The organism is Streptomyces sp. ST2-7A (assembly GCF_021390475.1).
Taxonomy (GTDB): domain Bacteria; phylum Actinomycetota; class Actinomycetes; order Streptomycetales; family Streptomycetaceae; genus Streptomyces.
In genome coordinates this window covers 20,293-44,799 of the sequence record NZ_JAJUWS010000053.1, presented here as the reverse complement: position 1 = coordinate 44,799, position 24,507 = coordinate 20,293, and the positions used below count along the sequence as shown (strand labels likewise).

Annotated in this window: 20 protein-coding genes; 8 read left to right on the top strand and 12 right to left on the bottom strand. The window is 72.7% G+C overall.

Annotated elements, in window-relative coordinates:
* Positions 1–102: 102 nt before the first annotated feature.
* Both LZF96_RS23980 and LZF96_RS23975 read right to left on the bottom strand, forming a co-directional pair.
* Positions 103–1,137 (bottom strand): arabinan endo-1,5-alpha-L-arabinosidase, encoded by a 1,035-nt coding sequence (locus tag LZF96_RS23980; RefSeq protein WP_233876517.1) that lies wholly within the window; start codon positions 1,135–1,137, stop codon positions 103–105.
* A 387-nt stretch (positions 1,138–1,524) separates the two neighbouring features.
* Positions 1,525–2,247, bottom strand: coding sequence for an ion transporter (locus LZF96_RS23975; RefSeq protein WP_233876515.1), 723 nt, complete (start codon positions 2,245–2,247; stop codon positions 1,525–1,527).
* A 357-nt stretch (positions 2,248–2,604) separates the two neighbouring features.
* Between LZF96_RS23975 and LZF96_RS23970 the strand changes: the two genes are divergently transcribed.
* Positions 2,605–3,633, top strand: a complete 1,029-nt coding sequence (locus tag LZF96_RS23970; RefSeq protein ID WP_233876513.1) for a glutathione S-transferase family protein — start codon at positions 2,605–2,607, stop codon at positions 3,631–3,633.
* Positions 3,634–3,687: 54 nt separating this feature from the next.
* Here LZF96_RS23970 and LZF96_RS23965 read toward each other — a convergent pair whose 3' ends face one another.
* Entirely contained in the window at positions 3,688–4,188 is a 501-nt protein-coding gene (locus tag LZF96_RS23965) for a hypothetical protein (RefSeq protein ID WP_233876511.1), read from the bottom strand.
* A gap of 144 nt (positions 4,189–4,332) precedes the next feature.
* Positions 4,333–5,637 carry a VanZ family protein gene (locus LZF96_RS23960; protein WP_233876509.1) on the bottom strand — a complete coding sequence of 435 codons (1,305 nt, stop codon included), beginning with the start codon at positions 5,635–5,637 and terminating at the stop codon, positions 4,333–4,335.
* Positions 5,638–5,909: 272 nt separating this feature from the next.
* On the opposite strand from LZF96_RS23960, the gene LZF96_RS23955 reads away from it, so the two are divergent.
* From LZF96_RS23955 to LZF96_RS23945, 3 genes are all read left to right on the top strand, one after another.
* Positions 5,910–6,788 carry an MEDS domain-containing protein gene (locus tag LZF96_RS23955; RefSeq protein ID WP_233876507.1) on the top strand — a complete coding sequence of 293 codons (879 nt, stop codon included), beginning with the start codon at positions 5,910–5,912 and terminating at the stop codon, positions 6,786–6,788.
* Positions 6,785–7,762 carry a sensor histidine kinase gene (locus tag LZF96_RS23950; protein WP_233876505.1) on the top strand — a complete coding sequence of 326 codons (978 nt, stop codon included), beginning with the start codon at positions 6,785–6,787 and terminating at the stop codon, positions 7,760–7,762. The genes LZF96_RS23955 and LZF96_RS23950 overlap by 4 nt, the downstream gene beginning before the upstream one ends.
* Before the next feature lie 401 nt (positions 7,763–8,163).
* A complete protein-coding gene (locus LZF96_RS23945; protein ID WP_233876503.1) occupies positions 8,164–8,520 on the top strand; it encodes an STAS domain-containing protein in 357 nt (118 codons plus the stop codon).
* Between the two features lie 74 nt (positions 8,521–8,594).
* Here LZF96_RS23945 and LZF96_RS23940 read toward each other — a convergent pair whose 3' ends face one another.
* Both LZF96_RS23940 and LZF96_RS23935 read right to left on the bottom strand, forming a co-directional pair.
* The gene (locus tag LZF96_RS23940) at positions 8,595–10,301 is read right to left on the bottom strand and encodes a putative glycoside hydrolase (RefSeq protein ID WP_233876501.1); all 1,707 of its coding nucleotides are present in this window, start codon (positions 10,299–10,301) and stop codon (positions 8,595–8,597) included.
* A 280-nt stretch (positions 10,302–10,581) separates the two neighbouring features.
* Complete coding sequence (locus LZF96_RS23935) at positions 10,582–10,719, bottom strand: hypothetical protein (RefSeq protein WP_233876499.1); 138 nt, start codon at positions 10,717–10,719, stop codon at positions 10,582–10,584.
* A 184-nt stretch (positions 10,720–10,903) separates the two neighbouring features.
* Here LZF96_RS23935 and LZF96_RS23930 point away from each other — a divergent pair, with 184 nt between their 5' ends.
* Complete coding sequence (locus LZF96_RS23930) at positions 10,904–11,644, top strand: HAD family phosphatase (protein ID WP_233876497.1); 741 nt, start codon at positions 10,904–10,906, stop codon at positions 11,642–11,644.
* 87 nt (positions 11,645–11,731) lie between these two features.
* Here LZF96_RS23930 and dhaL read toward each other — a convergent pair whose 3' ends face one another.
* Complete coding sequence (gene dhaL / locus LZF96_RS23925; protein WP_233876495.1) at positions 11,732–12,493, bottom strand: dihydroxyacetone kinase subunit DhaL; 762 nt, start codon at positions 12,491–12,493, stop codon at positions 11,732–11,734.
* 134 nt (positions 12,494–12,627) lie between these two features.
* Positions 12,628–13,626: a dihydroxyacetone kinase subunit DhaK gene (locus LZF96_RS23920; protein WP_233876493.1), complete on the bottom strand. Its 999-nt coding sequence runs from the start codon at positions 13,624–13,626 to the stop codon at positions 12,628–12,630.
* A gap of 613 nt (positions 13,627–14,239) precedes the next feature.
* Between LZF96_RS23920 and LZF96_RS23915 the strand changes: the two genes are divergently transcribed.
* Complete coding sequence (locus tag LZF96_RS23915; RefSeq protein ID WP_233876491.1) at positions 14,240–15,670, top strand: sodium/glutamate symporter; 1,431 nt, start codon at positions 14,240–14,242, stop codon at positions 15,668–15,670.
* Between the two features lie 40 nt (positions 15,671–15,710).
* Here LZF96_RS23915 and LZF96_RS23910 read toward each other — a convergent pair whose 3' ends face one another.
* On the bottom strand, positions 15,711–17,027 hold the full coding sequence (locus LZF96_RS23910) for an amino acid deaminase/aldolase (RefSeq protein WP_233876489.1): 1,317 nt from the start codon (positions 17,025–17,027) through the stop codon (positions 15,711–15,713).
* A gap of 282 nt (positions 17,028–17,309) precedes the next feature.
* Between LZF96_RS23910 and LZF96_RS23905 the strand changes: the two genes are divergently transcribed.
* Entirely contained in the window at positions 17,310–18,662 is a 1,353-nt protein-coding gene (locus LZF96_RS23905) for a D-arabinono-1,4-lactone oxidase (RefSeq protein ID WP_233876487.1), read from the top strand.
* On the opposite strand, the gene LZF96_RS23900 is transcribed toward LZF96_RS23905, so the two are convergent.
* A complete protein-coding gene (locus LZF96_RS23900; RefSeq protein WP_233876485.1) occupies positions 18,632–19,591 on the bottom strand; it encodes an oxygenase MpaB family protein in 960 nt (319 codons plus the stop codon). The two genes, LZF96_RS23905 and LZF96_RS23900, sit on opposite strands and share 31 nt — an antisense overlap.
* Before the next feature lie 392 nt (positions 19,592–19,983).
* Here LZF96_RS23900 and LZF96_RS23895 point away from each other — a divergent pair, with 392 nt between their 5' ends.
* The gene (locus tag LZF96_RS23895) at positions 19,984–21,408 is read left to right on the top strand and encodes an endo-1,4-beta-xylanase (protein WP_233876483.1); all 1,425 of its coding nucleotides are present in this window, start codon (positions 19,984–19,986) and stop codon (positions 21,406–21,408) included.
* A gap of 74 nt (positions 21,409–21,482) precedes the next feature.
* Here LZF96_RS23895 and LZF96_RS23890 read toward each other — a convergent pair whose 3' ends face one another.
* Together LZF96_RS23890 and LZF96_RS23885 are read right to left on the bottom strand one after the other, a co-directional pair.
* Positions 21,483–23,177, bottom strand: a complete 1,695-nt coding sequence (locus LZF96_RS23890; protein WP_233876481.1) for a BCCT family transporter — start codon at positions 23,175–23,177, stop codon at positions 21,483–21,485.
* A gap of 202 nt (positions 23,178–23,379) precedes the next feature.
* A complete protein-coding gene (locus LZF96_RS23885) occupies positions 23,380–24,477 on the bottom strand; it encodes a glutamate--cysteine ligase (RefSeq protein ID WP_233876479.1) in 1,098 nt (365 codons plus the stop codon).
* Between the last annotated feature and the right edge of the window lie 30 nt (positions 24,478–24,507).

Below are 24,507 nucleotides of genomic sequence, written 5' to 3'. Positions count from 1 at the left end.
GTGTACGGGCCCGCGAGGGCGTCACGGCGCATCACCGGCACGTGACGCGGCAACCGGCCGGGACGACTGGTGGTCAGCAGGAGATCCAGGCGACGGCCGGGATCAGTACACGTACGGCCAACCCCGCGCGTCGTAACCGAGCAGGTTGACGCCCAGCAGCGCCGTCCCGTCGTTCGCGTAGTAGTGGTACATCAGCACGTCCGCGTCCGTGTCGGCGAAGACCTCCTGGTGGCCGGGGCCGTGGATGTCGTTGTGCCCGGCCAGGATCTCGGTGCCACCGCCGGACATCATGGGCACGCCGTCGCGGTCGAAGTAGGGGCCGGTGACGCTCGTGGAACGCCCCACCATGACGCGGTAGGTGCTCTGCGCCCCACGGCAGCAGGCGTCGTAGGAGACGTACAGAAAGTAGTGGTTCCCCCGCTTGAAGATGACCGGGGCCTCGATGGCGCCACCGCCCCGGCTCGCGATGGAGCGCACGGTGGTGCCGGCCCGCATACCGGTGACCGGGTTCAGCTCCACGAGCTTGATGCCGGACCAGAAGGAGCCGAAGGACATCCACCAGCGGCCGTCGTCGTCCACCAGCAGGTGGGGGTCGATGGCGTTGAAGTTGTCGGTGGTCCGGGACTCGATCACCAGGCCCTCGTGGTTCCAGGTGCCGGAGTTCCCGCTCGTGCTGGTGGCCAGGAAGATCGCCGAGCGGTTGGAGCCGAAGGTGGATGCGGAGTAATAGAGGAAATAGCGGCCGTCGCGGTACGAGATGTCCGGCGCCCAGAGGTTGCGGTCGCCCCCGGTGTAGGGGGTGGTCCAGGGAGCCCCGCCGGGGAAGGCCGTCCCGGCGTCACGGAAGGCGATCCGGTCGGTGGAGGTCTTCAGGCCGATGTGATGGGCGGTGTGGGCGATCAGGTAGCCGCCACCCGGGCGCTTCACGGCGCTGGGGTCGTGCAGGCGGGTGGCGCCGGTGACCACGCCGGGGTGGGGGTAGGACGCGGTGGGGGCGGCGTCGGGGGTGGTGTTCGCCAGGCCGTACCGGGCGGTGACGGCGAGTCCGGTCACCGCGAGGGCGCCGGCCGGCAGCAGGGTGCCGAGCAGGCGGCGTCGGGTCGGGGACCCGGTCGGGGCGGCCGGGGTGTCGGTCACGGAGTGCCTCCGGGTGGGGGTGTGGGGGTGGACGCCGGGAACCGGGCCGAAGCACCGATCGCGCTCGCCGATCGTCCGGGCGTCGCCGACGCGTACCGCGCCGGGGCGATGTCCGGGCTTGGGGTTCCCCGCGCCGATCCGGGCGCCCCGGCCGGGAGGCCGTTCGGCGGGGCGGGATCGACGGGGACGACGGCCGGTGGCCGGTGGGTCCCGTCCGGGGCCGCCGGCTCGGGGACGTCGTCCGACGGATCGCAGCATGGCACATCCCGGCGGGCTGTTCCCCCCTCGGGGAAAGCGCTTTCACCCGACCTGCACCCACCTCCCCCTCCACCCCCGCATCCCGGGGGCGGGATCTCCGGGGCATCGTGACGAACCGCCCCCGGCCCGTCACGACCGCTCCGGGGCCGCCGGGCCCGGGTCGTCCGGGGGCTCGCCGGCGACCCCCGCTCGGGAGCGGGCGTCCACGAAATACGCCCCCACGGTGGCCGCCAGAGTGGCGAAGACCCCCACCGAGTACATGGCCAACAACACCTCGACCACCCTGGCCCACGGATCCTCCTGCCCCAACGGCGCACCGCTGATGGCGGCCATCGCGGTGGCGTGGAGGGCGTCCCCGAAGGTGGGATACACCGCGAAGCCGTGCAACAGTTCCGAGCTGCCCAGCACCACGATGGCGGTCACCACCGCCAACCAGGAGATGCGGTTGCCCAGCACCCTCCCGGCGGAACGCGAGGAGCGCACGGTCGAGGAGAGCACCCTGCCCCCGCGCAGCACCCGGAAGGAGCGGACCAGACGCAGGATCCGCAGGAAGGGCAGGACGAGGAAGACGATCTGCCACCAGTTGCGCCGCAGGAACCGCGGCCGGTGGGGAGCCGCGATCAGACGTACCGCGAACTCCGCGACGAAGGCGCCCCACAGGATCCAACCGAGCAGGGCGAGGACGGTGCCGACCAGGCTGTCCGGACGGGCCAGGCGCTCACCGATGACCACGAACAGGAAGAGCAGCCCCAGAGCGCTCATCAGGGGTGTCAGCCGGTCCAGGAGCTGCTCGGCGAACCTCTCCCGCTCCGCGGCGGAGCCGGGGAGCAGACGGGGCGGGTCGTCGGTCATCGGGTCCTCCCCCGGGCCTCCGCTCCCGCCGACGGGCGCGGAGGGAGGAACGGGGGGACGGGGGGACGGGGAAACGCCGCCATGACACCGGCTCCTTCCGGGATTCCCTCCGCGGTACGCCCCTCGCACCCTGCCCCGGGCCGGGCCCGGGCACACCGGCGACGCGCCGACGCGCGGCGGCTCGGCCCGTGGACCGGGATGCCGGCCGGGGGCCGGGTCCCGCCGCCACGGTTTCGCGACCGAGGACATTCCGGGGCATCCGGACGGCTCTTCCGGGAAGAAGAGGGCACAGCGTGACGTCCACACGGCGGGGAGGGGCGCCCATCGGCGTCGTTCCCCCGGGAAGGAGATCGGACCGTGAGCGAGACCAGCGCCGGCACGGAGGGCAACGCCTCGTACGGCCGCAAGCCGTTCAAACGATCCACGAGCCATTTCGCCGACCGGATCACCGCCGACGGGCGGGACGGTTGGCCGGTGGAGGCGGGCCGGTACCGTCTGGTGGTCAGCCGGGCCTGTCCCTGGGCGAGTCGGGCGCTGATCTCGCGGCGGCTGCTCGGCCTGGAGGACACCCTCTCCTCGGCGGTCACGGATCCCATCCAGGACGACCGCAGCTGGCGCTTCACCCTGGATCCGGACGACCGTGACCCGGTGCTCGGCATCCGCTTCCTGCACGAGGCGTACGACGCGCGGGAAAGCGAGTACCCGGGCGGGGTCAGCGTGCCGGCGATCGTGGACATACCCGGCGGGAAGTTGGTCACCAACGACTACCAACGCATCACGCTGGACCTGGCCACCGAGTGGACCGCGCTGCACCGTCCCGGCGCGCCGGACCTGTACCCGCGGGCCCTGCGGGACGAGATCGACGAGGTGATGGAAGGCATCTACCGGGACGTCAACAACGGTGTCTACCGAGCCGGTTTCGCCTCGGATCAGAAGGAGTACGAGCAGGCCTACGAGGACGTCTTCCGTCGTCTGGGACTGGTGTCGGAGCGGTTGCGGGGGCAGCGGTACCTGGTGGGCGACACCATCACGGAGGCGGACATCCGGCTGTTCACCACGCTGGTGCGCTTCGACGCCGTCTACCACGGCCACTTCAAGTGCAACCGGTACAAGCTGACCGAGGACCCGGTGTTGTGGGGATACGTCCGGGATCTGTACCAAACGCCGGGCTTCGGTGACACGGTCGACTTCGACCACATCAAGCGGCACTACCACCGGGTGCACACCGGCATCAACCCCTCCGGGATCGTGCCGGCGGGACCGGATCTCTCCGGGTGGCTCACCCCGCACGGGCGGGAGGACCTGGGCGGTCGGCCGTTCGGGGACGGGACCCCGCCCGGCCCCCCTCCGGCCGGGGAGGAGATCCCGGCCGTCGGCCGTCCCTGATCCGCCACCCGCCTCTTCCGGGTCGGAGGCGCGGGCACGTTCCCGACCCGGGGGTCACCCCTCCCCGGCCCGGCCCTCGACCAGTTCGGTGATCTCGTCGCGCCGCTCGGCGGGCACCGCGGCCTGCTCGGGGGTGTTCCACACCAGCGCGAAGCGGCCGACCGTCCGCCACTCCTCGCCGTGGAAGTCCCCGTAGCGGTTCACCCATTCCGCCGCCACCTCACCGGTGGGGAACTCGTAGACGGAGACCTGATCGGTGACGACGAGTCGATCGCAGTCCTTCTCGTGCCGGTCACCGCCGGCGGCCTCGTTGGAGCAGGCCTCGGTGTTGTCCCTGGACTCCCCGAAGCCCTCCTCCCCCAGTTCCGCGCGCAACTCCGCCACCAGCTCCCCGGCGCCGGGCCCGCTCCGGGCATCCGTTCCCGGCGGCGACGGCGCGGAGGTACCGCCCTCGTTCACCGGCGGATCATCCGGGCCGTCGTCCGCGCTGCACCCCACGGTGAGAACGAGCAGCACCGCCACCGTGAGTACCGTCTCTGTCGGTCGGATCCTCATGGGGGCACAGCCTGCCCCGAATCGACGCCGGGGTCATCGCCACGGACCGCACCTCCCCGGAATCTCCAGATCCGGCGAAAGCCCTCCCCGGTCGGGCGATCGGTCGACGGGGCGAGCGACCCGCGGCATCGCGGGCCGACCCGATCAGCCCCGGGACGACGGACCCACCGACCTCGTCCCCTCCACCCCGGGCGGGTCGGGAAGTTCGGCGCCGTCGGTCGCGGTGTCCGTCTCGGGGGACTCCCCATCGCCGTCGGGGGCCTCCGGACGCCCCCGCGGCGACGGGGCGACGGGGCGGGCGTCCCGGCGCTCGCGGCGGTTGGGGACGGCCAGGATGACGGTATCGGTCCAGCGCTCGTACGGCGCGCGGTGGTCGCCCCGCAGCGCCGCGGCGAGCGGCGACCACACCCACACCAGCGCCCCGGCGGCCACCAGGAGGAACGGCAGAGCGCGGGCCACCGGCTCCGGTACCGGGAACGGCAGCACGTCCGCGCGGTCGGCGGCCCACCACCACAGGAGTGCGAACGGCGAGTACAGCAGCCACGTCCGGGCGGTGATCCGCCGGAAGCCCGCCCGTCGGCCGCCGGGACGCTCGACGCGCAACAGCACGGCCCGCTTGCCCGGGGTGGTGCGCAGCAGGGCCGGCAGCAACCAGAACCACACCAGGCCGATCCCGGCCGCGAGCAGCAGGGCCCAGCGCCGCCCCGCGGCCAGGTCCAGGGTGCCGAGGACGGCGAGGAGACCGGTGGCCATCGTCCACACCACCAGGCAGCCGATCACATCCAGCAGATGGGCCAGACCGCGCCGGGTGAGGGTGACCCGGTTGCCGTACCGCAGGCGCTCCGGCCGGGGGTCGTTGACCGGCAGTCGGCGGCCCAACGGCCCGGCGAGGAACCACCCGATGACCGCCCCGAGGGTGTTGAGCGCCAGGTCGTCCACATTGAACTGCCGGTAGGGGCAGGCGTAGAGGTACCACAGACCGGTGTACTGGGTGATCTCGAAGAACAGCGAGGTGCCGAGGGCGAGAAGTCCGGAGGCGAGGAGCCCGCGGCGCAGGTGGTACCGCAGATAGACGCCCAGCGGCAGGAGCAGGACGAGGTTCAGCAGGGTGGTCCATGCGGGGGCCAGCCCCAACAGGTTCATCGGCGACCAGTCGCCGCCGGCGGCGCCCGCCACGGTGTGCCGGAAGGCGAAGGGCTCCAGCTGCGGGACCGCGGCGTAGCGGGTGACCGAGCAGTGCGCGTCGGTGTCCGCCGGCAGCGGCATCAGCGTCTGCAGCAGCGCCGCGATGAGGTAGAAGACGAAGCTGTAGAAGACGAGGACCGACCAACCGCCGGCCCGACCACGCCGCCGATAGCCCCGTACGGCCACGGGGATCATGATCACGGCGACGACGACGGGGAAGACCAGGACCGCCGCCTCGACGGGCAGCAGGTAGGTACGGAACACGGTGGTGCTTTCTGCGTGGCGACCCCGGACGGGACGGGGTGTGACGGGCGGGTCGGGAGCGGACGTACGGGGGCCTCCGGAACCCCGGCCGCCGCGGCACGGCCGACGGGGTGGCTTCCCCGGATCGGCGGAGCGGAAACCGGCGACCGACGGGCGGGGGCGCCGCTCCCAACGGGGCCGGACCCCGTTCCCGGGAAGGAAGGCCTGTTTTACAGTGGTGTGTCACGAACCCGACACCCCGCCCCGCCCCGCCCCGCACGGAAGGTCCGCTCATGCCCCGCACCGTCGTCGCGGGATCGAGTGGTACCCGGCCCGGGGACAATCATCTCAGCGCCGTGTTCTCCGATGACGCGACCCGGAACGCCCCCGTGGTCCGTTTCCCGCGCCCCTCCTTCGAACAGCGCGAACGCATGGGGTACTTCGTCGAGAGCACCCCGCCCGAGGCGGTCCTCCACATGCTCGAGGAGCACGGGTTCGACGCCACGGGCGCCCGGGAACGGGGACAGCTGTCCGTGGTGGCGGCCAGGGACGCCTACTTCCCCGACGGCCCCTTCGATCCGGACCGCATGGTGGAGCAGTGGCACCGTTCGCTCCGGGAGGCCGAGCGAGCCGGCTTCGGGGGCCTGCGGGCGATCGGGGAGATGCCCTGGTGTGGTCCCGGGGTGCCGGGCTCCGAGCGGTTGCTGGAGTACGAGCCGCGGGTCCATCACGAAATCTTCGAACGGCTGCCGTCGCCGGCCGCCCTGTGCCTGTACGACCTCAGGTTGATACCGGACGCCGAGGTGGCCCTCCTGGCCGGCGTCCACCCCGGGCACCGACGCCTCGGGAACGAGGAGCTCGGCCCGCCGACACCGCGGGTCGCCCCCCTGCCGGACCGTGCGGGCCTCGTCCTCGACGGCGAGGTGAACCAGGCCGTCCGCCACGTGGTGACCGGCGCGGCCGCGGCGCTGACGCGGTTCGGGGACGACGTGGTGGAGCTGGACCTGTCGGAACCGAGGTACATCGACCTCGACGGGGCGGTCCGCCTGGTGGCCGCCGCGACGCGGGAGCCGGGGAGCCGTCTCGTGGTGGTCGGTCCACCACCGTCGCCGCCGCGACTCCTGGAGGTCTTTCCCGAATTGAGCGCCGCGCCGGAGGTCGTGTCCCGATGACGAGAGGCGCCGCGGCCGCGACCGGCGGAAGACGAGTCGACACCTTCACCCACCCGGCCTTCTTCTACCGCGGCGAAACGGGCTTCCTGTCCGGCGTCGGGGCGTTCGTCCGGGCCGGGGTGGAGAACGGGGAACCGGTCCTCGTGGTGTTGCCGGAGAGCCGGGAACGGCTGCTGCGCGAGAACCTCGGATCGCTGGCCCGGGAGGTGACCTGGTTCGTCACCGGGGGGTACGGCGTCAATCCGGGACGGGCCCTGTCGGCGTTCCGGGAGTTCGTCGACCGGCACCCGAAGCGACGCCCCCGGCTGGTCGGCGAGCCCGTGTGGCCCGGCCGGGACGCGGAGGAGGTGCGGGAGGCGATGCGGCACGAGGCGCTGATCAACCCGGCTCTCGCGGGCAGTTCGGCCTCCGCACTGTGTTCCTACGACGTGTCCTCGGTTCCCGCCGGGGTCCTGGAGGATGCGCTCCGCTCCCATCCGGCGGTGCTGGAGGGTCGGAAGCACCGGCCCAATCCGGCGTACACCGACCGGTGGGAGGAGGATCTCCCGCTCCCGGAACCACCGGCGGGGGCGATATCGCTGCCCTACGACGAGGACCGACTGGGCATGGTGCGGACCGCCACCGACTCCCGGGCCCGTGAGGCGGGTCTGCCCGTCGAACGCCGAACCGATCTGGTGTTGGCGGTCGGTGAGGCCACGACCAACTCGGTCCGGCACGGTGGTGGCGGCGGGGTGCTGCGGCTGTGGGTCGAGGGCCCCCGGCTCCGGGCGGAGACCAGGGACGCCGGACGGTTGACGGATCCCCTGGCCGGCATCAGCCGCCCCGATCCGTTCTCGGCGACCGGGGGGCGCGGGTTGTGGATGATCAACCGGTTGTGCGATCTGGTCCAGATGCGTTCCCTGCCGAACGGTCTGGTGATCCGGATGACGATGTCGCTCGACCCTCCCGGCGGTTCCACGTCCGACGGCCGGTGATCACGCTCCGCCCCGGGGGGCGGGGCGGACGCGGGCCCGTTCACCGGTCGATCCGCAGGGGCACGGCGACGGTCGTGCCCCCGGGGGCCTCCCGCTCCGGCACCCACCGGCACCCGTTTTCCCTACGATCGCCCGGGTGCCGGTGGGGGTCGGGGCACGACCGCCGTTCCGTCGCCCCTTCCCGAACCGGTCGGCACGTTCATGGCACGCCCCACCGGGCGCCGGGGTGGGAACCGGGCGTTCTCGTAGACTGATGGCACGGTCGCGTCCCCGCGTCACGGATGCCGGGGGACGGCCGGTGGACGGATCGGCGCGCCGGGTGGCACGTCGCCGTTCCCTCCCCGGTTCGGCCGGGGCCCCGGTGGTCGATCGGGGATCGGTTCCGGGGCAGGAGGTTCGGTGTGGACAACGACGACTTCGACGTGACGCTGCGCGCCCACCCACGGGGGCATTGGCTGCTGGCGGTGGCCGGGGAGTTGGATCACCACACCGCCCCCCGGCTGCGCAGCACCCTGGACGACCTGCCCCCCGCCCCCGACACCGCGGTGATCGTGGACATCTCGGGTCTGAACTACTGCGACTCCAGCGGTATCGCGGCGCTGGTCGGCGCCTACCGAAGAGTGGTGGACCCGGGGGGACGACTGGTGCTCGCGGGGCCCGACCACGAGATGATGCGGCTGTTCGGGATCGTGGGGCTGGACCAGCTGTTCACCATTCGGCCGAGCGTGGAGGAGGCCGCCGCCGCGCTCTCCTCATGAGCGCGGGGGCCGTCCCTCCCCGGGCGGATCCGCCGGTGCCGGGCCCGCCCGGGTGGTGGGGCGGGCCCGGGTGATCAGTCCCCGGCGAGCGCCTCGGCCGCGATGTCCAGCGCCTCTGCCTGGTAGCGGGCCCCGGCGTTCCACAGCAGGAACGAGGGCATGTCGTTGTCGGCGGCGGCCCTGATCTGGTCGGCCACCTCCTCGGGCCCGTAGCGCACCCCCATCGAGAAGTCCTGCAGCCAGGGCACGATCTCCACGCCGGTGCCCTCGGTGATCGCGGCGAAGTCGGCCAGCGAGCGGTGGGTGATGTCGTAGGGCTGGGCGTCCGGATTCGCCACGCCGTACTCGCCGGGACCCCAGTGCGAGGGGTAGATCATCGGGGCGATGTAGTCGACGTGCTCCGCCATGGCCGGGATGTCCTGGGCGATCTCGGTGGGGCGGGTGGCCGCGATCCCGTACACCGAGACGCCCAGCCGGGCCCCGTGCGTCCGCACCACCTCCCGGGTGTCGGCGGTGAAGGCGACGATCGACTCCTCCGGGGTCAGGTCCCCGAGACCGGGGAAGACCTGTCCGTCCAGCCGTCCGTCGGGGCGGCGGATGTAGTCGTAGAGGATGTCGTCGAAGCCCAACTCGGCCGCCTCGGCCGCCAGGTCGATGTGGTACTGCCGGGTGTCGGGGTCGGCGAAGTTGGTGAAGCTGAGGGAACCGTAGGCGGTGTTCGCCCCGTAGGGTTCGCCGGACGGTGTCTGCACGACCCGGTCGCGCAGTCCGTCCTCCCAGGAGGCACGGGCCAGGATGGGGTCGCGGAAGGCCACGATGCGCCCGACGACCTCACCGCCCGCCTCGTGGATCTCCTCGATGGCCTCGCGCGCGTCGTAGAGGGCTCGCACCGCCCCGATCTCACGGGCCAGCGGCACCTGCGAATCGTAGCCGATCTCCCCGGACTCGTCCTTGATGTCGAGTTGGACCGCGGTGAGTTTGCCCTCCCGGACCAGGTCCAGGACCGGCTCGCGCAGCGCGTCGTAAGCCCACGCGGAGGCGGTCAGGTGGGCGGCGCGGACCACGGGGAAGCCGACGGATATCTCCACCTCGGCGGTGGTGGTGTTGCCGACCGCGTCGGTGGCGATCACCCGGACGGTGGCGCCGGGGCTGTCGACCGGTAGGGAGAAACCGCCCTCCTCGTCGGGTTCGACGGTCGCGGCGGTGGGCCCGTCGGGGGCGGCCGGGGCGGTGTCCGCGGATGCCTCCGCGTCGCCGGCCTCCCCCTCCCCATCGGCCAGGGCGATGGCGACTGCGTCGGGCGCGGTACCGGTGACGGTGACCGGCTCGCCCGGGGCGTCGGCCTCGATCGGATCCAGACTCAGCGCGGGCGGGGTGGTGCGGACGGTGAAGGTGCGGGAGGCGGTGGCATCGGCGGCCACCCGGAGGGTGTACTCGCCGTCGTCCAGGTGCGAGACGTCGACGACGACACCGTCCTCGGTGGATCGGGCCTCCACCGGTTCGCCGTTGAGGCTGATGGCGGCTTCCCCGAGCCCGGAGCCGTGGACCGAGAGTTCCGCGCCCTCCAGTGTGTGGGCGTTGAAGACCTCGCCCTCCGGCAGGCCGCGTATCTCCGGTTCCGAGCCGGGACCGGACCACGGTGAGGCGACGACCAGGACGCCTATGAGCACGAGCGCCGGGACGAGGGCGAGCAGGACGAGAAGGCCGCGCGGGGGGCGGCGGAAGGCGCGGCCGGACTCCTCCGGGGAGGGCTCCGGCTCGCCTATCTGACCGAGGGACATGTGGGGTCTCCCTCCGGGAGCTCCCGGGCCGTACCCCGCCGCATCCGGGCGGGGTCCCCGGCCCGTCGATGGATCGGTGGGCGCTCACGACCGTACCCCCCACCGGCGCGCGGAGGGCGTTCGGACGTGCCGGTGGAGTGAGCGGCCGTGACGCACGGCCCTCCCGCGCACCGGGGCGGACACCCGGATCCCGGCGCGCCCCGGGGCGGGACCCCGGGCGGGGGCACTCCGCGCACACCGGCCGGGCGGGGCGTTCACGCCCTTTCCCCACTCCCCGAATTCACTTTTTCCACTCCGGCGGGCGCCCCAATTTTCGCACCACCGGAATGGCATTCCATAATTCCTGATAAATTCGCGCCAAAACACTTTTCCCGAAGAATTGACGTTCGTTGGATCCGGAAATTATGATGGCGTCCATCACTCCGATCGCTTCGGCATTTCACGCCGGGTCGGAAGTCCGGGCACGGCCGCCCCCTCTTGAATTCACCGCGTTCCCGCACGGGTGAAGAGCCGATCGACATTCTCGCGCCGATTCATCGTGCGCCCGTCCGGTGACAGCATTACGGCCGCTTTCCGGAAAAGCCCTCGACAAAGGACGACACATGACGTCGAAACTCATCCTCGGCACCTCCTTCTCCGCAGTGGTGTTCGACTGCGACGGCACCCTCATGGACACCGAGCACCACTGGATCGAGGCCCGGAGGGTGGCACTCGCGGACCTGGGTATCACTCCGGACACCGATTTCTCCGCACGAACCAAGGGAATGCACTATTCGGAATGCGGGCGCCTCATGGCCGAACTGTGCGGCCGGCCGGAGAAATCCACGGAGATGACCGGCCGACTCCTGGATGAATTCCGGAAGCTGGTCGCAGTCGACGCGGTGACGGTGCCGGGCGCGGTGGAGTTCGTCGGCTTCGCCGCCGAGCTGGCCCCACTGGCCGTGGCCAGTAACTGCCCGCGGGACATCGTGGAGACCTGTCTGGAGTCGGCCGGACTTCTCCACTACTTCGCCCGGGTGGTGGTCCCGGAAGGGGGGATCCGGCCCAAGCCGTATCCCGACCCCTACGCCACCGCCGCCCGTCTGTGCGGGGCCGACCCCCGGGCGTCCCTGGCGGTGGAGGACTCGGTGTGCGGCATCCGTTCGGCCCGTGCGGCGGGTCTGCGCGTCATCGGCGTGGGGCCCGAGCCCCCCGAGGGTGCGGAAGGGGTGGAACGGTGGGTGGAGCGTCTCGACGACCCCGCGCTGTTCGCCCCCTCCCCCGCCGGGGCGGCGCTGGTCTCCCCCCGGCGGGCGGAGCCCGCTCCCGACCCGGCGGGCGGGCCGGGACACCCGGCCCGGTAGGCACCGACGCCCGACCCCCGGTCGGACCCCGCCGGGGCGGGACACGCCCCACCCCGGGCGTCCGTCCCGACGGGGCCGGGCACCACCTCAGCGTCCCGCGGGCACCCCCGCTCCGGTGCCGGTGTCCGTGCCCGGTTCGGGGTCCCCGATACGGGTGACGGGAAGGTGGGCGCGCGGCACCCCGCGCTCCCACCAGGGGGCCAGGGCCCCGACCGGGCCGGCCGCCGAGGCGAACAACAGGGCCACCCCGACCGCCCCGGGATCGGGCACCCCGGTGACCCGATCCCCGAGATAGCCGGCCCTCCCGCGCCGGGCCCGCAGGCGGGCCGTCTCCGAGACACCCCGACGCGCGCCCAGCGCGGCCACCGCCAGGGCCCGGTCCGCCGGCAGCGAACCGGCGCGGCGGACCTCGATCAGCGCGGGAAGGAGCGCGTCCACCATCGTCTTGTCACCGGGCTCGGCCTCCCCCACCCGGCGGACGGCCGCGAGGCCCGCCTCGAGGCCGTCCGCCACGGCGGCCCCGGTCAGCACCGGGCCTGCCGTCCGGGCCGCCGCGGCCAACTCCTGGAAGACGAGACCGAACAACGGGCCACTGGTGCCGCCGACCTCGTCGAGGAAGACACCGGCCATGGTCTCCAGCGGGACGGAGGCGTCGGGAACCGGGGGGCCCGGCTCCGCCCGCGAGCGGTCCAGGGCCCGGGTGGTGGCGGTGAGACCGATCAGGAGATTGGTGCCGAAGTCACCGTCCCCGACCCGACGGTCGAGATCGGTGAGTTCGGGCTCGGTCATCGCGACCGATTCGGCGAACCGTCGAACCCATCGCTCGGTGAAGACGCCGTCGCATGTCATGGCATTCACTCCCTTCCTCGCCCTCCCCCACACTTCCGTACCGTCCCCGTCAACGGGGCCGGCGACCCCGTTCCTCCCCCGGCCCGACGACCCGGTGCGACCGGAGGCCGGACCCGGAGGGGGAACCGGGTCGATCACCACCGCCACACCGGCGTGTGCACGGGGGCGTCGTACAGGTCGAGCGTCTCCTCGTCGGCGACCAGGAGGGTGAGCGAGAACCCCCGCATGTCCAGGGTGGTGACGAACTCGCCCACCGCGCAGCGGGCGGGGGGCGTCCCCCGCTTGTGCAGCAGTCGCTCACCGGCGTCGAGGATCGCGTACAGCTCCAGATCGGTGACCGCGCCCAGGCCGTTGACCAGCAGGATCACCGGTTCGCCCCGAGCGGGGGCGAGCGCGGCCAACAGGGGGTCGGTCATCCGTTCCAGCAGTCGGTTCAACGGCTCACCGGGGATGGTCCGTTCCGCCCGTTCTCCATGGATGCCGACACCGAACTCCACCTCGTCGGCCGCCAGTTCGAAAGCGGGTGCTCCGGTGGCGGGTAGCCCGTGGGCCCGGGAGGCCACCGCGAGGCTCCGGCACCGGGCCGTCACCCGCTCTCCCAACCGCACCAGTTCCGGCAACCCCGCCCCCCGATCGGCCGCCGCTCCGAGCACCTTCTCCACCAGCACCGTGGCGGCGGTGCCCCGGCGACCGGGGCCGGGTCCCCCGGTCGCGGTCGCCAGGTCGTCGTCGACGAGAACCCGGGCGCAGGGGATGCCCAGGTGGGCCAGACGTTCGGCGGCGATGCCGAAGTTGATCCGGTCGCCGGTGTAGTTCTTCACGATGTGCAGCACACCCCCGGGTCCGGCGACCGCGCGGGAGGCCTCCAGGATCTGCCGGTTGTGGGGCGAGGTGAAGACCCGGCCCGGGCAGGCGGCGTCCAACATGCCCGCGCCGACGAAACCGATGTGCAGCGGCTCGTGTCCGGAGCCACCCCCGGACACCAGGCCGACCCGCCGGTCCCGGGAGGGGTGACGGGCCCGGAGGTACCCGTTCCCGGCGTCCCGCACGACCAGATCGGTGTGGGCCCGGCAGAACCCGTTCAACGCGTCGGCGAGCAGGGACTCGGGCTCTGTCGCGAAGTAGGCGGGCATGGCGGCTCCCGGCGTGATCGACGTCCCCCGGCGGCCGGGGGCCGGCCCTGTCGTTCCGGACAGCGTGCGGGGCCCGGATCGGGCCGGCAACCGGCGCGCGGACGGCGTGACCGGGGCACGCACGGCTCCCCGGTCACCCGTCGATCCCCGGCCCGTGCTCCGGGGGCGCGTCGTCGGTGGTCGTGCGGGACACCGGGGACGGCCTCCCGGGAACGTCGGACCCGCGTGATCCCGGAGGGGCCCGGGAGAATCCACCTCGCCGGGTGCGCCCGAACGGGTGAGCGAGGAGCGTGTCCGCCCCCCGTTCGGGGCCCGGGGAACGTCCCGGGGAGGCGCGCGCCCACCCGGTCGGGGTGCGACCCGGGGTCGTGCCCCGGCGTGCGGGGCGAACCGCCTCCCGTGTCCCGCACCGGGCGCCGGGGCGGGACACGCCCGCACGATCCCCGTTCCCGGGCGCTCCCCCGATACGGTGGTGCGCGTCCGGTGCGACGGTGAGCCGGACCGGGGCCCCGCCGGGCCCGGCGGCCGGGGCACCGACGGCACCCACGGTCCCGCCGGGCGCCCGGAACGGCGCCCGGCGCCCCGACGGGCGCCCCGACACGGAAAAGGTGAGATGTCCCCGAACACCATCGGCTTCGCGTTGCTGCTGCTCGGGGGGCTCCTACTCCTCGCCAAGCTCGTCCGGGTCAAGTGGCGACTGGCCCAGAAGCTGTTCGTCCCCAGCTCGATCATCGGCGGGGGCATCGCGCTGATCTGCGGCCCCGACGTGCTCGGCCGGTTGGCCCCGGCGCTGGGCGCGGACGGCCTCGCCGACGCGGGGCTGTTCACCGTCGAGGTGCTGGAGGTGTGGGGCACCCTTCCCGGCCTGCTGATCTCGGTGGTCTTCGCCGGCCTCTTCCTCGGTCACCGGCTGCCCGGCCCCCGGGAGGCCGGTCGGATGGCCGGTCCGCAGATCGCCTTCGGGGCCACCCTGGCGAGCGGGCAGTACGTGTTGGGCCTGCTGCTGGCACTGCTGGTGCTGGGGCCGGTGTTCGACCTGCCACCGCTGACCGGCGCCCTGATCGAGATCGGCTTCGAGGGCGGACACGGCACCGCCGCCGGGTTGGGCGACACCTTCGCCGACTTCGGTTTCCCCGAGGGCCAGGATCTCGCGCTCGGCATGGCCACCGTGGGGCTGCTCTCCGGCATCGTGGTCGGTATCATCCTGATCAACTGGGGGGTGCGGACCGGACGCACCACGGAACTGCGCGCGGGTGCCACTCCCACGGTCTCCGAGCAGGCCGGCCTGGTGGAGAAGGAGAACCGCCGCTCCGCCGGAACCCTGACCGTGCACCCCTCCTCCATCGAGCCCCTCACCCTGCACTTCGGGCTGCTGGCCATCTCGGTGATGATCGGATGGCTGATCCTCTCCGGGCTCCAGGCCGTGGAGCGGTGGTTGTGGATCGACACGGTGGAGCTGTTCGCCTACGTCCCGCTGTTCCCGATGGCGATGATCGGCGGGATCGTCGTCCAGGTGGCGATCCAGTCCTTCGACCGGTACGAGATCGTGGACCGGCAGCTGGTGGAGCGGTTGCAGGGCTTCTCCCTGGACATGCTGATCATCGCCGCCCTGGGTACCCTGTCGCTGCAGGTCATCGCCGACAACCTGGGCCCCTTCCTGCTGCTCACCGCGACCGGTCTGCTGTGGTCGGTGGGCGCCTTCCTCTTCCTCGCCCCCCGGGTGATGCCCGACCACTGGTTCGAGCGCGGGATCGGTGACATGGGGCAGTCCCTGGGCGTGACGGCGACCGGCCTGGTGTTGCTGCGGATCGCCGACCCCGAGTTGCGGACCCCCGCCTATCCGGCCTTCGGCTACAAGCAGTTGGCGTTGGAGCCGTTCTTCGGGGGCGGACTGATCACCGCGGCGGCGGTGCCGCTGATCGTCAACTTCGGCGCCGGTTGGATGCTGGGCGGCATGGGGCTGTTGCTGGTGGCCTCGCTGGGGGCAGGGTTGCTGTGGTTCGGCCGCCGCCCCGGCGTGGACCGACTCGACCGCCCGGCCTGATCCCGGGCGCTGCGCGAGCGGAGGGGTCGGGGGGCCGGGATCAGATGAAGGCGTGGCCCTCGCCCCGGTAGGTGGGGGCCTCCTCGACAATCCGATCGCCGTCGATCACGTGCAGTCGGTTGACCCGCTCGGCGGGCTCGCCCGCCTTGGCGTGCCGGAACCACACCCGGTCCCCCGGTCGCAGGTCCCGGGCGGCGGCACCGACGAGAGGGGTCTGCACCTCACCGGCGGCCTCGGTGGGCAGGTACCGCAGCCCGGCGGGGAAGACCGGCAGCGGCAACCGGTCGCGTCCCGGCGGGCCCGAGGCGGTCCAGCCGCCGCCGAGCACCGTCACGATGCCGGGGGCGGGTCGTCGTACGACCGTCAGCGCGAAGAACGCGGCCGGGATCGGCCGGAAGTCCCGGTAACCGTCGAAGAGGACGGGACCGTACAGGCCGGAGCCCGCCGCGATCTCCGTGACGGCCGGTTCGGCCGCGGTCCGCGCCACGCTGCCGGTGCCGCCGCCGTTGACGAACTCCAGCGGCGTCACGGCCCGCACGGCCGCCACGGCCGCGGCCCGGCGCTCGCGCAGTTCCGCGCCGGAGAGGCGCTGGATCCCCCGCACCGCGAGGGCGCGCAGCGGTGCCCCGGCGGGGGCGTCGCCGATCCCGGCGATCTGCGCCTCGTAGGCCATCATGCCGACCAGTCGCAGCCCCGGCCGGCGGGCGATCGCCTCGGCCAGGGCCCGGGCCGAGGCGGGGTCGTGGACCGGGGAGCGGCGGACGCCGATGTGCGCCCGGCCACCGAGAAGACGCAGCGAGGCGTCGAGCTCCAGGCACAGCCGCAGCGGGGGTTCCGGGTCGGGGCGACCCACCTCCCCCAGCACGCTCTCCAGCAGGTCGAGGTGGGCCACCGAGTCGACCATCAGGGTGATCCGCTCCCGGGCCGACGGGTCGGTCGCCAACCGTCGCAGGGCGGTCCGGTCGGCGGTGGGGTAGCCCACCACCACATCGGTGATGCCCGACTCCCCGTCGGGGGTGTCCGTCGCGAGCAGCAGTGCCTCGGGGAGGGTGAAGGCGAGGACGCCGTGCCAGCCGGGGAGACGTTCGGCGCGGTGGATCAGGGAGCGGCAGCGCAGCGATTTGGTCGCCGTGCGCAGGGGTTTGGCCAGGGCCCGGCGGGTCAGGGCGTCGGCGTTGCGACGCCAGGCCGGCAGGTCCACCACCGCGAAGGGGGGTTCGAGGTCGGCGGTGGCGCGCTCCAGACGGTGGAAGGTCGCCCGCCGGGCCGCCTCGGATCCCCGTTCGGGCCCGCCCGTCCCACCGGCGGGGGGCGGGGCGGAATCCGGGCGGCCGCGCACGGTGCCGTCGGCGGTCATCGACGTCCCCCCTCCCGACATGGTTCCCGGCTCGACCGTCGGATCCCGTCGGGGATCCGACGGGACCGGCCGTCGGCGACCACCGTAGCCGCCGTCCCGGCGGGGTCAAGGGCGCCCCGTCACCCGGTTCGGAACGCGTCCGGGGCGGTTCGGGGGCGCGCGGGCGGGGTGCCGGGTCGGGAGCGCGGCCCACCCGTTGACGCCTCCCGCGGCCGGCCCCACACTGGCCGCCCGTCCGTCCCGCGCCGGGGCGGCGGAACCGCCGGGCGGGAGGACGATCGGGTGGGCACACGGCAACGGCGGGCCACGGCACACCGGGCGAGGGGAACGACTCCGGAATGGTGGAACTGGGCGGGAACGGAGAGCGCCCGCCCGGCCCGCACCGCCCGGCCCCGGGACACCGCCGAACTCGCCGAACTGGTGGCGGAGGCCGCCGGGCGCGGGCTGCGGGTGAAGGCGGTGGGCAGCGGTCACTCCTTCACCGGCGTCGCGGTCACCGATGGGCTCCACCTGCGGATGGACGCGATGGACCGGCCGGTGGAGGTGGACCGCGAACGCGGTCTGGTCACGGTGGAGGCGGGGATGCCGCTGTACCGCCTGAACCGGCTGCTGGACGCGCACGGCATGGCGCTGACCAACATGGGTGACATCGACCGCCAGACGGTCTCCGGGGCGATCTCCACCGGTACCCACGGCACGGGGCGTTCCTCGGGAGGTCTGTCCGCGCAGGTGAGCGGGGTGGAATTGGTGACGGCCGACGGATCGGTGCTGCGGTGTTCGGCGGAGCGGGAACCCGAGGTGTTCGCCGCGGCCCGTCTGGGGCTGGGCGCGGTGGGCGTGATCTCCCGGGTGACGCTGCGGTGCGAGCCGGCCTTCCTGCTGCGCGCGGTGGAGACGCCGATGCCGTTGGACCGGGTGATCGAGGACCTGGAGGGGTTGGTGGAGGGGAACGAGCACATGGAGTTCTACTGGTTCCCGCACACCGACCGGACACTCACCAAGCGCAACAACCGACCGCTCGGCGCCGCGCGGCGCGAGCCGCTGAACCGGATCCGGGCCCGGCTCGAGGACGAGTTCCTGTCGAACACGCTCTACGAGGGGGTCAACCGGCTGGGGTGCGCGGTGCCGGCCGCGATCCCCCGGTTGAACGCGGTGGCCGCCCGGGCGCTGTCCCCCCGGGTGTACACGGACGTCTCGCACCGGGTCCTCACCTCGCCCCGTCGGGTGGTGTTCCGGGAGATGGAGTACGCCGTCCCCCGCGCCGTGCTGTCGCAGGTGCTGCGGGAGCTGCGGCGGTTGCCGGAGCGGCACGGGGAACGGGTGGGGTTCCCGGTCGAGGTCCGCTTCACACCGGCCGACGACGTGTGGCTGTCCAGCGCCCACGGCCGCGGGAGCGCGTACGTGGCGGTGCACCAGTACCACCGGCGACCGCACGCCGGGTGGTTCCGGGCGGCCGAGGAGGTGTTGGTCGCCGCGGGTGGGCGGCCGCACTGGGGGAAACTGCACCGGTTGGGGGCGGAGACGCTGCGGGGGTTGTATCCGCGATTCGAGGACTTCCGGCGGGTGCGGGCGCGGCTGGACCCGGCGGGGGTGTTCGGCAACCCCTATCTGGAGCGGGTGCTCGGGCCGTTGTGAGTCGGCCCCGCCGCCCGCCGGGCCGCCCGCGCCGCCCTCGCCCGGCGATGGGCCGCGAGGCGGAGAAGGAGCGGTGGGAGGGCGAGCCGGACCGGTCCGGGGAGGGGTTCGACCAGCAGGCGCACGCGGCGGGCGAGGCGACGCAGGTCGCGTTCGTCCCGAGGGGTCCAGGGCAGGCCGAGTCGCTCGCGCAGGATCGGCGGCAGCGTACCGACGGTGACCAGGGTCAGGCGTCGGGTGACGGGACGGGTGAGGGCGCGCCAGGGTGCCGTCGGGATCCGGCGGACGGGTGGGGTGGGGTGGGCGAGGGCCTCCAGCACGTCCCGGACCGCGCGGTTGTCCCCGAGTCGCCGCGCGACGGTCTCGGCGTATCGGGCCTCGAAGGCCGCGGGGTCGGGGGGCAGGCGGTGGTCGGCGATGCCCCAGATGCGGCCGACTTCCCGCAGTTCCCGGTGGTAGGTCTCCAGCCGCTCGCCGGTCAGCGGGGTGCCGAAGAGGGCCATGGCGTCCACCGGGCCCATGACCAGGGTGGCGTGCACCCAGGCGTACGCCTCGGGATCCAGGGCCCGGTAGGGGCGACCGGTGTCGTCGGTGCCGGTCATGGCCGCGTGCAGGCGGCGCAGTCGGCGGGCCTCCGCGCGGGATTCCTCCGGCGTTCCGTAGACCACGGTGGTCAGCGAGAGCAGGGTGGTCAGCAACCGCCCCCACGGGTCGGCGCGGAAGTCGCTGTGGTCCGCCACTCCGGCGCCCACCACGGGGTGGGAGACCTGGAGCACGAGCAGCCGGGGAGCGATCAGCAGGCAGCGGAGGTCGCCGAAGACCTCGTGGGCGACGCCGTCGCGCGGTGGGGGCGGCGGGGTGCGGGCCCGCCGGGGCCCGCCGGCTCCGGTGGCACCCGGAGCGCGGTTCCCGGGTCCGGTGGTGGTCACCCTCCCACGCTAGCCGGGTGGGACCGGCACGGTCCTCCTCTCCCCTCCGCGCGACAGCTATTTCGGAAAATTCTCGAAAGAATCGGTGAAAAACTTTCCCTTCACCTGCCGAAGACACACACCACGGGTCCGGATCTACGGAAAAGCGCTGCTGATGCATGCTCGATCGTTGTTTTTCGGAGTTTATTGTCCGGAAGTTTTCCGGAAACATTCGTTGACGCCCCTCGGGGCCGGGCGGACACTTCTGAACGTTCGTCACCGGAGGCCACGGGAGCCGCACACCCCGCGCCCCGTCGGGACACCGCCGCGCACCCGGCCGTCCCCACGGGCCCGGTGACACCATCCGGCCGGGGCGGCGGGACGCCCCGGCCGGTTCACCAGAAGGGACAACGATGATCGACGAAACACCCCGGGCCCCCGGGCGGTCCCGGCTGCGGACGCGTCTGCGGCGTGCCCTCACCGTCGGCGCCGTGGGCGTCCTGGTCTCGGCCGGCCTCGTGTCGATGTCCGGGACCGCCAACGCCGCCTCGACCCTCGGGGCCGCCGCGGCGGAGAAGGGTCGGTACTTCGGCGCCGCCGTGGCCAACAACCGACTCGGCGAATCGGACTACGTGAACACGCTCAACCGCGAGTTCAACAGCATCACCGCCGAGAACGAGATGAAGTGGGAGTCGCTGCAGCGCACCCGCGGCAACTTCACCTTCACCGAGGCCGACCGGATCGCCAACCACGCCCGTGGCCGGGGCATGTCACTGCGCGGTCACACCCTGGTGTGGCACTCCCAACTGCCCGGCTGGGTCGACAACATCAACAACGCCACCGAACTGCGGACGGTGATGCGGACCCACATCGAGACCGTGATGGGGCGCTACCGCGGGCAGGTCCACTCCTGGGACGTGGTCAACGAGGCGTTCCAGGACGGGAGCAGCGGCGCGCGGCGCAACTCGGTCTTCCAGCGGGTGCTGGGCAACGGGTACATCGAGGAGTCCTTCCGCATGGCGCGGGCCGCCGACCCGAACGCCAAGCTCTGCTACAACGACTACAACACCGACGGTCGCAACGCCAAGAGCGACGCTGTCTACAACCTGGTCCGTGACCTCAAGCAGCGCGGTGTGCCCATCGACTGTGTCGGTTTCCAGTCCCACTTCAACCCCCAGTCGCCGGTGCCCAACGACTACCAGGCCAACCTCCAGCGCTTCGCCGACCTCGGCGTGGAGGTGCAGATCACCGAACTGGACATCGAGGGCTCCGGCACCGCCCAGGCCAACGACTACCGGCGTGTCATCCAGGCGTGTCTGAACGTCTCCCGGTGCACCGGCATCACGGTGTGGGGTGTGACGGACAAGTACTCGTGGCGCAGCGGTGGTACCCCGTTGCTGTTCGACGGCAACTACAACAAGAAGCCCGCCTACGACGCGGTGCTCGCGGCGCTGGGCGGTTCCTCCGACGGAGGGGGCGGCACCGGCGGCGGGACCGGCGGTGGCACGGGCGGCGGGGATGGCGGCGGCACGGCCTCCTGCACCGTCACCTACTCCGAGACCGACCGCTGGGGCGACCGCTTCAACGGCCGGGTCGTGGTGACCGCCGGCAACCGACCCATCTCCTCCTGGTCGGTGAACGTCACGGTGCGCTCGCCGCAGCGGATCTCCGCGACCTGGAACGGCAGCCCCACCTGGGACGGCAGCGGCAACGTCATGACGATGCGGCCCAACGGCAACGGCAACCTGGCGGCGGGGGCCTCCACCAGCTTCGGCTTCACGGTGATGGCCAACGGCACCTGGACGGCCCCGACGATCGGTGCCTGCACGGCGTCCTGACGTCTTCTTTCCCCGGGCGGGGGTCGGGATCCCGCGGTCCCGGCCCCCGCCCGGGGAAAGCGGCCGGGGAAACCTCAATCGCCCCCGATCGGCCGTTCGCCGGGTGGGGCCCCGGGGGTGTCCCCCGGTCCCGGGCCCGGCCCCGGCACGGGCCCGCCCGCCGTCGGGCGGGCCCGTTGGGCCGATCGTGGCATCCGCCGGATGCTGCGCGGCAACTGCGGTCGCCGCAACTCGGGGTAATCCGTGTTGAGCGCCCGCACCAGCGAGATCATCATCAGGAAGGCGAGCAGGAAGAACGGCAGTCCCAGGACGGTGATCACCTCGGCCAGTGCGTCCAGACCGGACTTGCCGGTGGCCGCGATGAGGGTGCCGGCCACCACCCCCTCGGTGATCGCCCAGAAAACCCGTTGCCGCACCGGCCCGGGCTCCTCCCGGTCCCCCGAGCACAGGGTGTCCACCACCAGGGAGGCCGAATCGGAGGAGGTGGTGAAGAAGATGACGACGATGAGCACCGAGACCGCCGAGACGAGGGTCGCCAGCGGATAGTTCTCCAGGAAGACGAAGAGCGCCCGGGAGACGTCCCCCTGTACCACCACCGCCTCCACCAGGCCGGTGTCGCCCTCCCGCTCGATGTCGATGGCCGAGAGTCCGAAGATGCTGAACCAGATGATGGTGAAGGCCGTGGGCAGGCCCAGCACGCCCAGCACGAACCCCCGGATGGTCCGCCCCCGCGAGATGCGCGCGATGAACATCCCCACGAAGGGCGACCAGGTGATGGTCCACGCCCAGTAGAAGACCGTCCACTGCCCCTGCCAGCCGGTGTTGGCGAAGGCGTCGTTCCAGAACGCCAGCGGGACCAGGGAGCCGAGGTAGACCCCGATCATCTCGATGACCCCGCGCGCCAGGAAGACGGTGGCACCGGTGAGGAAGACGAAGATCAGCAGGCCGATCGCCATGCCGATGTTCAACGTGGAGAGACGCTTGATGCCGCGGTCCAGGCCGAGCGCCACCGAGATCGTGGCGATGATCGTGACCACCGTGATCAACAGCACCTGGACCCGTTGGCTCTCCTCGAGGCCGAACAGCTGCGCCAACCCGCTGTTGATCTGCAGGGTGCCCAGACCGATGGAGACGGCGACTCCGAAGAGGGTGCCCAGCACGGCCGTGATGTCCACCGCCCGGCCCAGCGGCCCGTGGATACGGTCCCCCAGCAGCGGCTGGAGCACCGAGCTGAGCCGAAACGGCAGCCGGCGCTGGTGGACGAAGTAGGCGAAGGCCAGGGCGGGCAGGCAGAAAATCGCCCAGGTGTGCAGGCCGAAGTGGTAGAAGGAGAAGGCCATCGCCAGTTCGGCGGCCTCCTCCGAGCGGGGCTCCACATCGGCGCGCGGCGGCTCGGCCCAGTGGCTGATCGGTTCGGCCACCCCCCAGAACATCAGGATGGTGCCGATACCGGCGGCGAAGAGCATGGCGAACCAGGCCCGGTTGCCGTATTCCGGACGGGCGTCGTGTCCGCCCAACCGGACATGGCCCCAGCGGCTCAGCGCGATCCACACCAGGAACAGCAGGAACGTGGTGACGCCCAGGATGTAGAGCCACCCCAGGTTGGCCAGGATCCAACCGGAGAGGTTCCGGAAGACCCGGTCCACGGTCTCGGTGAGGGCGATCGCCACGGCCACGAAGGCGACGGTGAGCCCGGCCGAGACGAAGAAGATCACGGTGTCGGTCCGCAACCCCAGACGACGACCGAGGCGATCCAGGAACGCGGTCAACCGGCTCACTCCCCGATGGCTGGACGCGGCTTCCCCCGACCATCGGGGAGGTCGGGGTCCCGCGGCGGGAGGCACACCGGCGAACCACCCGAACGGAGCGGTCCCCGCACCCCGGGCGCCGGCTCCCGGACCGGGGAGCCGGTCCGCGCGGACGGGCCGGGGTGGGGACCGAAGCGCGTTTCGGTCCCCACCCCCGCCCGTCTCACCCCGCCGCGGTCCGCTCGACGAGCAACCGGGTCAGGGCCTCCGGTCCCCCCTCCCGCATGGCGCGACGCTGGCGTTCGGCCCCGGTGCCCCGGCGCAGGAGCCGCTCGACACCGGAGGTGACCCGTCCCTCGTCACCCAGCCGGGCGAGCGCGGGGCCGATGTGCTCCAACAGGTGGCCCACCACGTCCGCGGCCGGCCGGGAACGCCCGGCGAAGGGATCGACCAGGGTGCCGCCCAGACCGTTCCGGGCGGCGTGCCAGTCCGCGACCCGCAGCAGTTCGTCGGGAAGGTCCGGCACCGGCACGCCCGCCTTCTCGTCCTCCAGGGCGGTGGTCACCAGTGCCCTGGCGATCCCCGCGAGCACGACGGCTTCCTCCACCTCCAGTTGGGTGTCCAGACCGCGCACCTCGACCGTGGGGTAGTTCTCCGACAGACGGGCCCGCCAGTACAACTGGCCCCGGTCACCGATCACCCCGGTGGCCAACAGGGCGTCCACCCGGCGCTCGTAGTCCTCGGCGTCCGCGAACCGGGGCGGCAGGCCGCTGACCGGCCACCGGTCGAAGACGACCGTGCGCCAGTCGGCGAACCCGGTGTCCTGACCCTCCCACATCGGGGAGTTGGCGCCCATCGCGCCGAGCACCGGCAACCACGGCCGCAGCCGGTTGAGCACCGCCACCCCGGCGGCCCGGTCGGGAACCCCCACATGGCAGTGCATGCCGTTGATCAACTGCTCGTCCACCAACTGCCGGGCCTCCCGGGACAGCATGCGGTACCGGGGACGATCGGTCACCGGAACCGGATCCGTCCCGAGGAACGGCGCCGACCCGCAGGCCGCTATCCGACACCCCACGCTGCGCGCGGCCTCGTCCAGCGAGCCGCGCAACCGCCTCAGATGGTCGGCGACCTCATCCAGGCCGACGCACACCGGGGTCGCGATCTCCACCTGCACCTGCAACAGTTCCAACTGCACCTCGTCGCCGCCGGCGGTGGGAACCCCACCGATGGCGGCCCGCGTCCGTTCGGCCTCCGGGACCGGCAACCCGGTCTCCGGATCGACCAGCAGATACTCCTCTTCGACACCCAGCGTCATCATGGACAGCGGCTACCCCGGCGACCGTGGCGC

Coding starts and splice junctions, on each gene's coding strand:
- LZF96_RS23975 (WP_233876515.1), bottom strand. CDS start 2,247: ATGACCGACGACCCGCCCCGTCTGCTCCCCGGCTCCGCCGCGGAGCGG.
- LZF96_RS23965 (WP_233876511.1), bottom strand. CDS start 4,188: ATGAGGATCCGACCGACAGAGACGGTACTCACGGTGGCGGTGCTGCTC.
- LZF96_RS23955 (WP_233876507.1), top strand. CDS start 5,910: ATGCCCCGCACCGTCGTCGCGGGATCGAGTGGTACCCGGCCCGGGGAC.
- LZF96_RS23950 (WP_233876505.1), top strand. CDS start 6,785: ATGACGAGAGGCGCCGCGGCCGCGACCGGCGGAAGACGAGTCGACACC.
- LZF96_RS23940 (WP_233876501.1), bottom strand. CDS start 10,301: ATGTCCCTCGGTCAGATAGGCGAGCCGGAGCCCTCCCCGGAGGAGTCC.
- LZF96_RS23935 (WP_233876499.1), bottom strand. CDS start 10,719: ATGGACGCCATCATAATTTCCGGATCCAACGAACGTCAATTCTTCGGG.
- LZF96_RS23930 (WP_233876497.1), top strand. CDS start 10,904: ATGACGTCGAAACTCATCCTCGGCACCTCCTTCTCCGCAGTGGTGTTC.
- dhaL (WP_233876495.1), bottom strand. CDS start 12,493: ATGACATGCGACGGCGTCTTCACCGAGCGATGGGTTCGACGGTTCGCC.
- LZF96_RS23920 (WP_233876493.1), bottom strand. CDS start 13,626: ATGCCCGCCTACTTCGCGACAGAGCCCGAGTCCCTGCTCGCCGACGCG.
- LZF96_RS23915 (WP_233876491.1), top strand. CDS start 14,240: ATGTCCCCGAACACCATCGGCTTCGCGTTGCTGCTGCTCGGGGGGCTC.
- LZF96_RS23910 (WP_233876489.1), bottom strand. CDS start 17,027: ATGACCGCCGACGGCACCGTGCGCGGCCGCCCGGATTCCGCCCCGCCC.
- LZF96_RS23895 (WP_233876483.1), top strand. CDS start 19,984: ATGATCGACGAAACACCCCGGGCCCCCGGGCGGTCCCGGCTGCGGACG.
- LZF96_RS23885 (WP_233876479.1), bottom strand. CDS start 24,477: ATGATGACGCTGGGTGTCGAAGAGGAGTATCTGCTGGTCGATCCGGAG.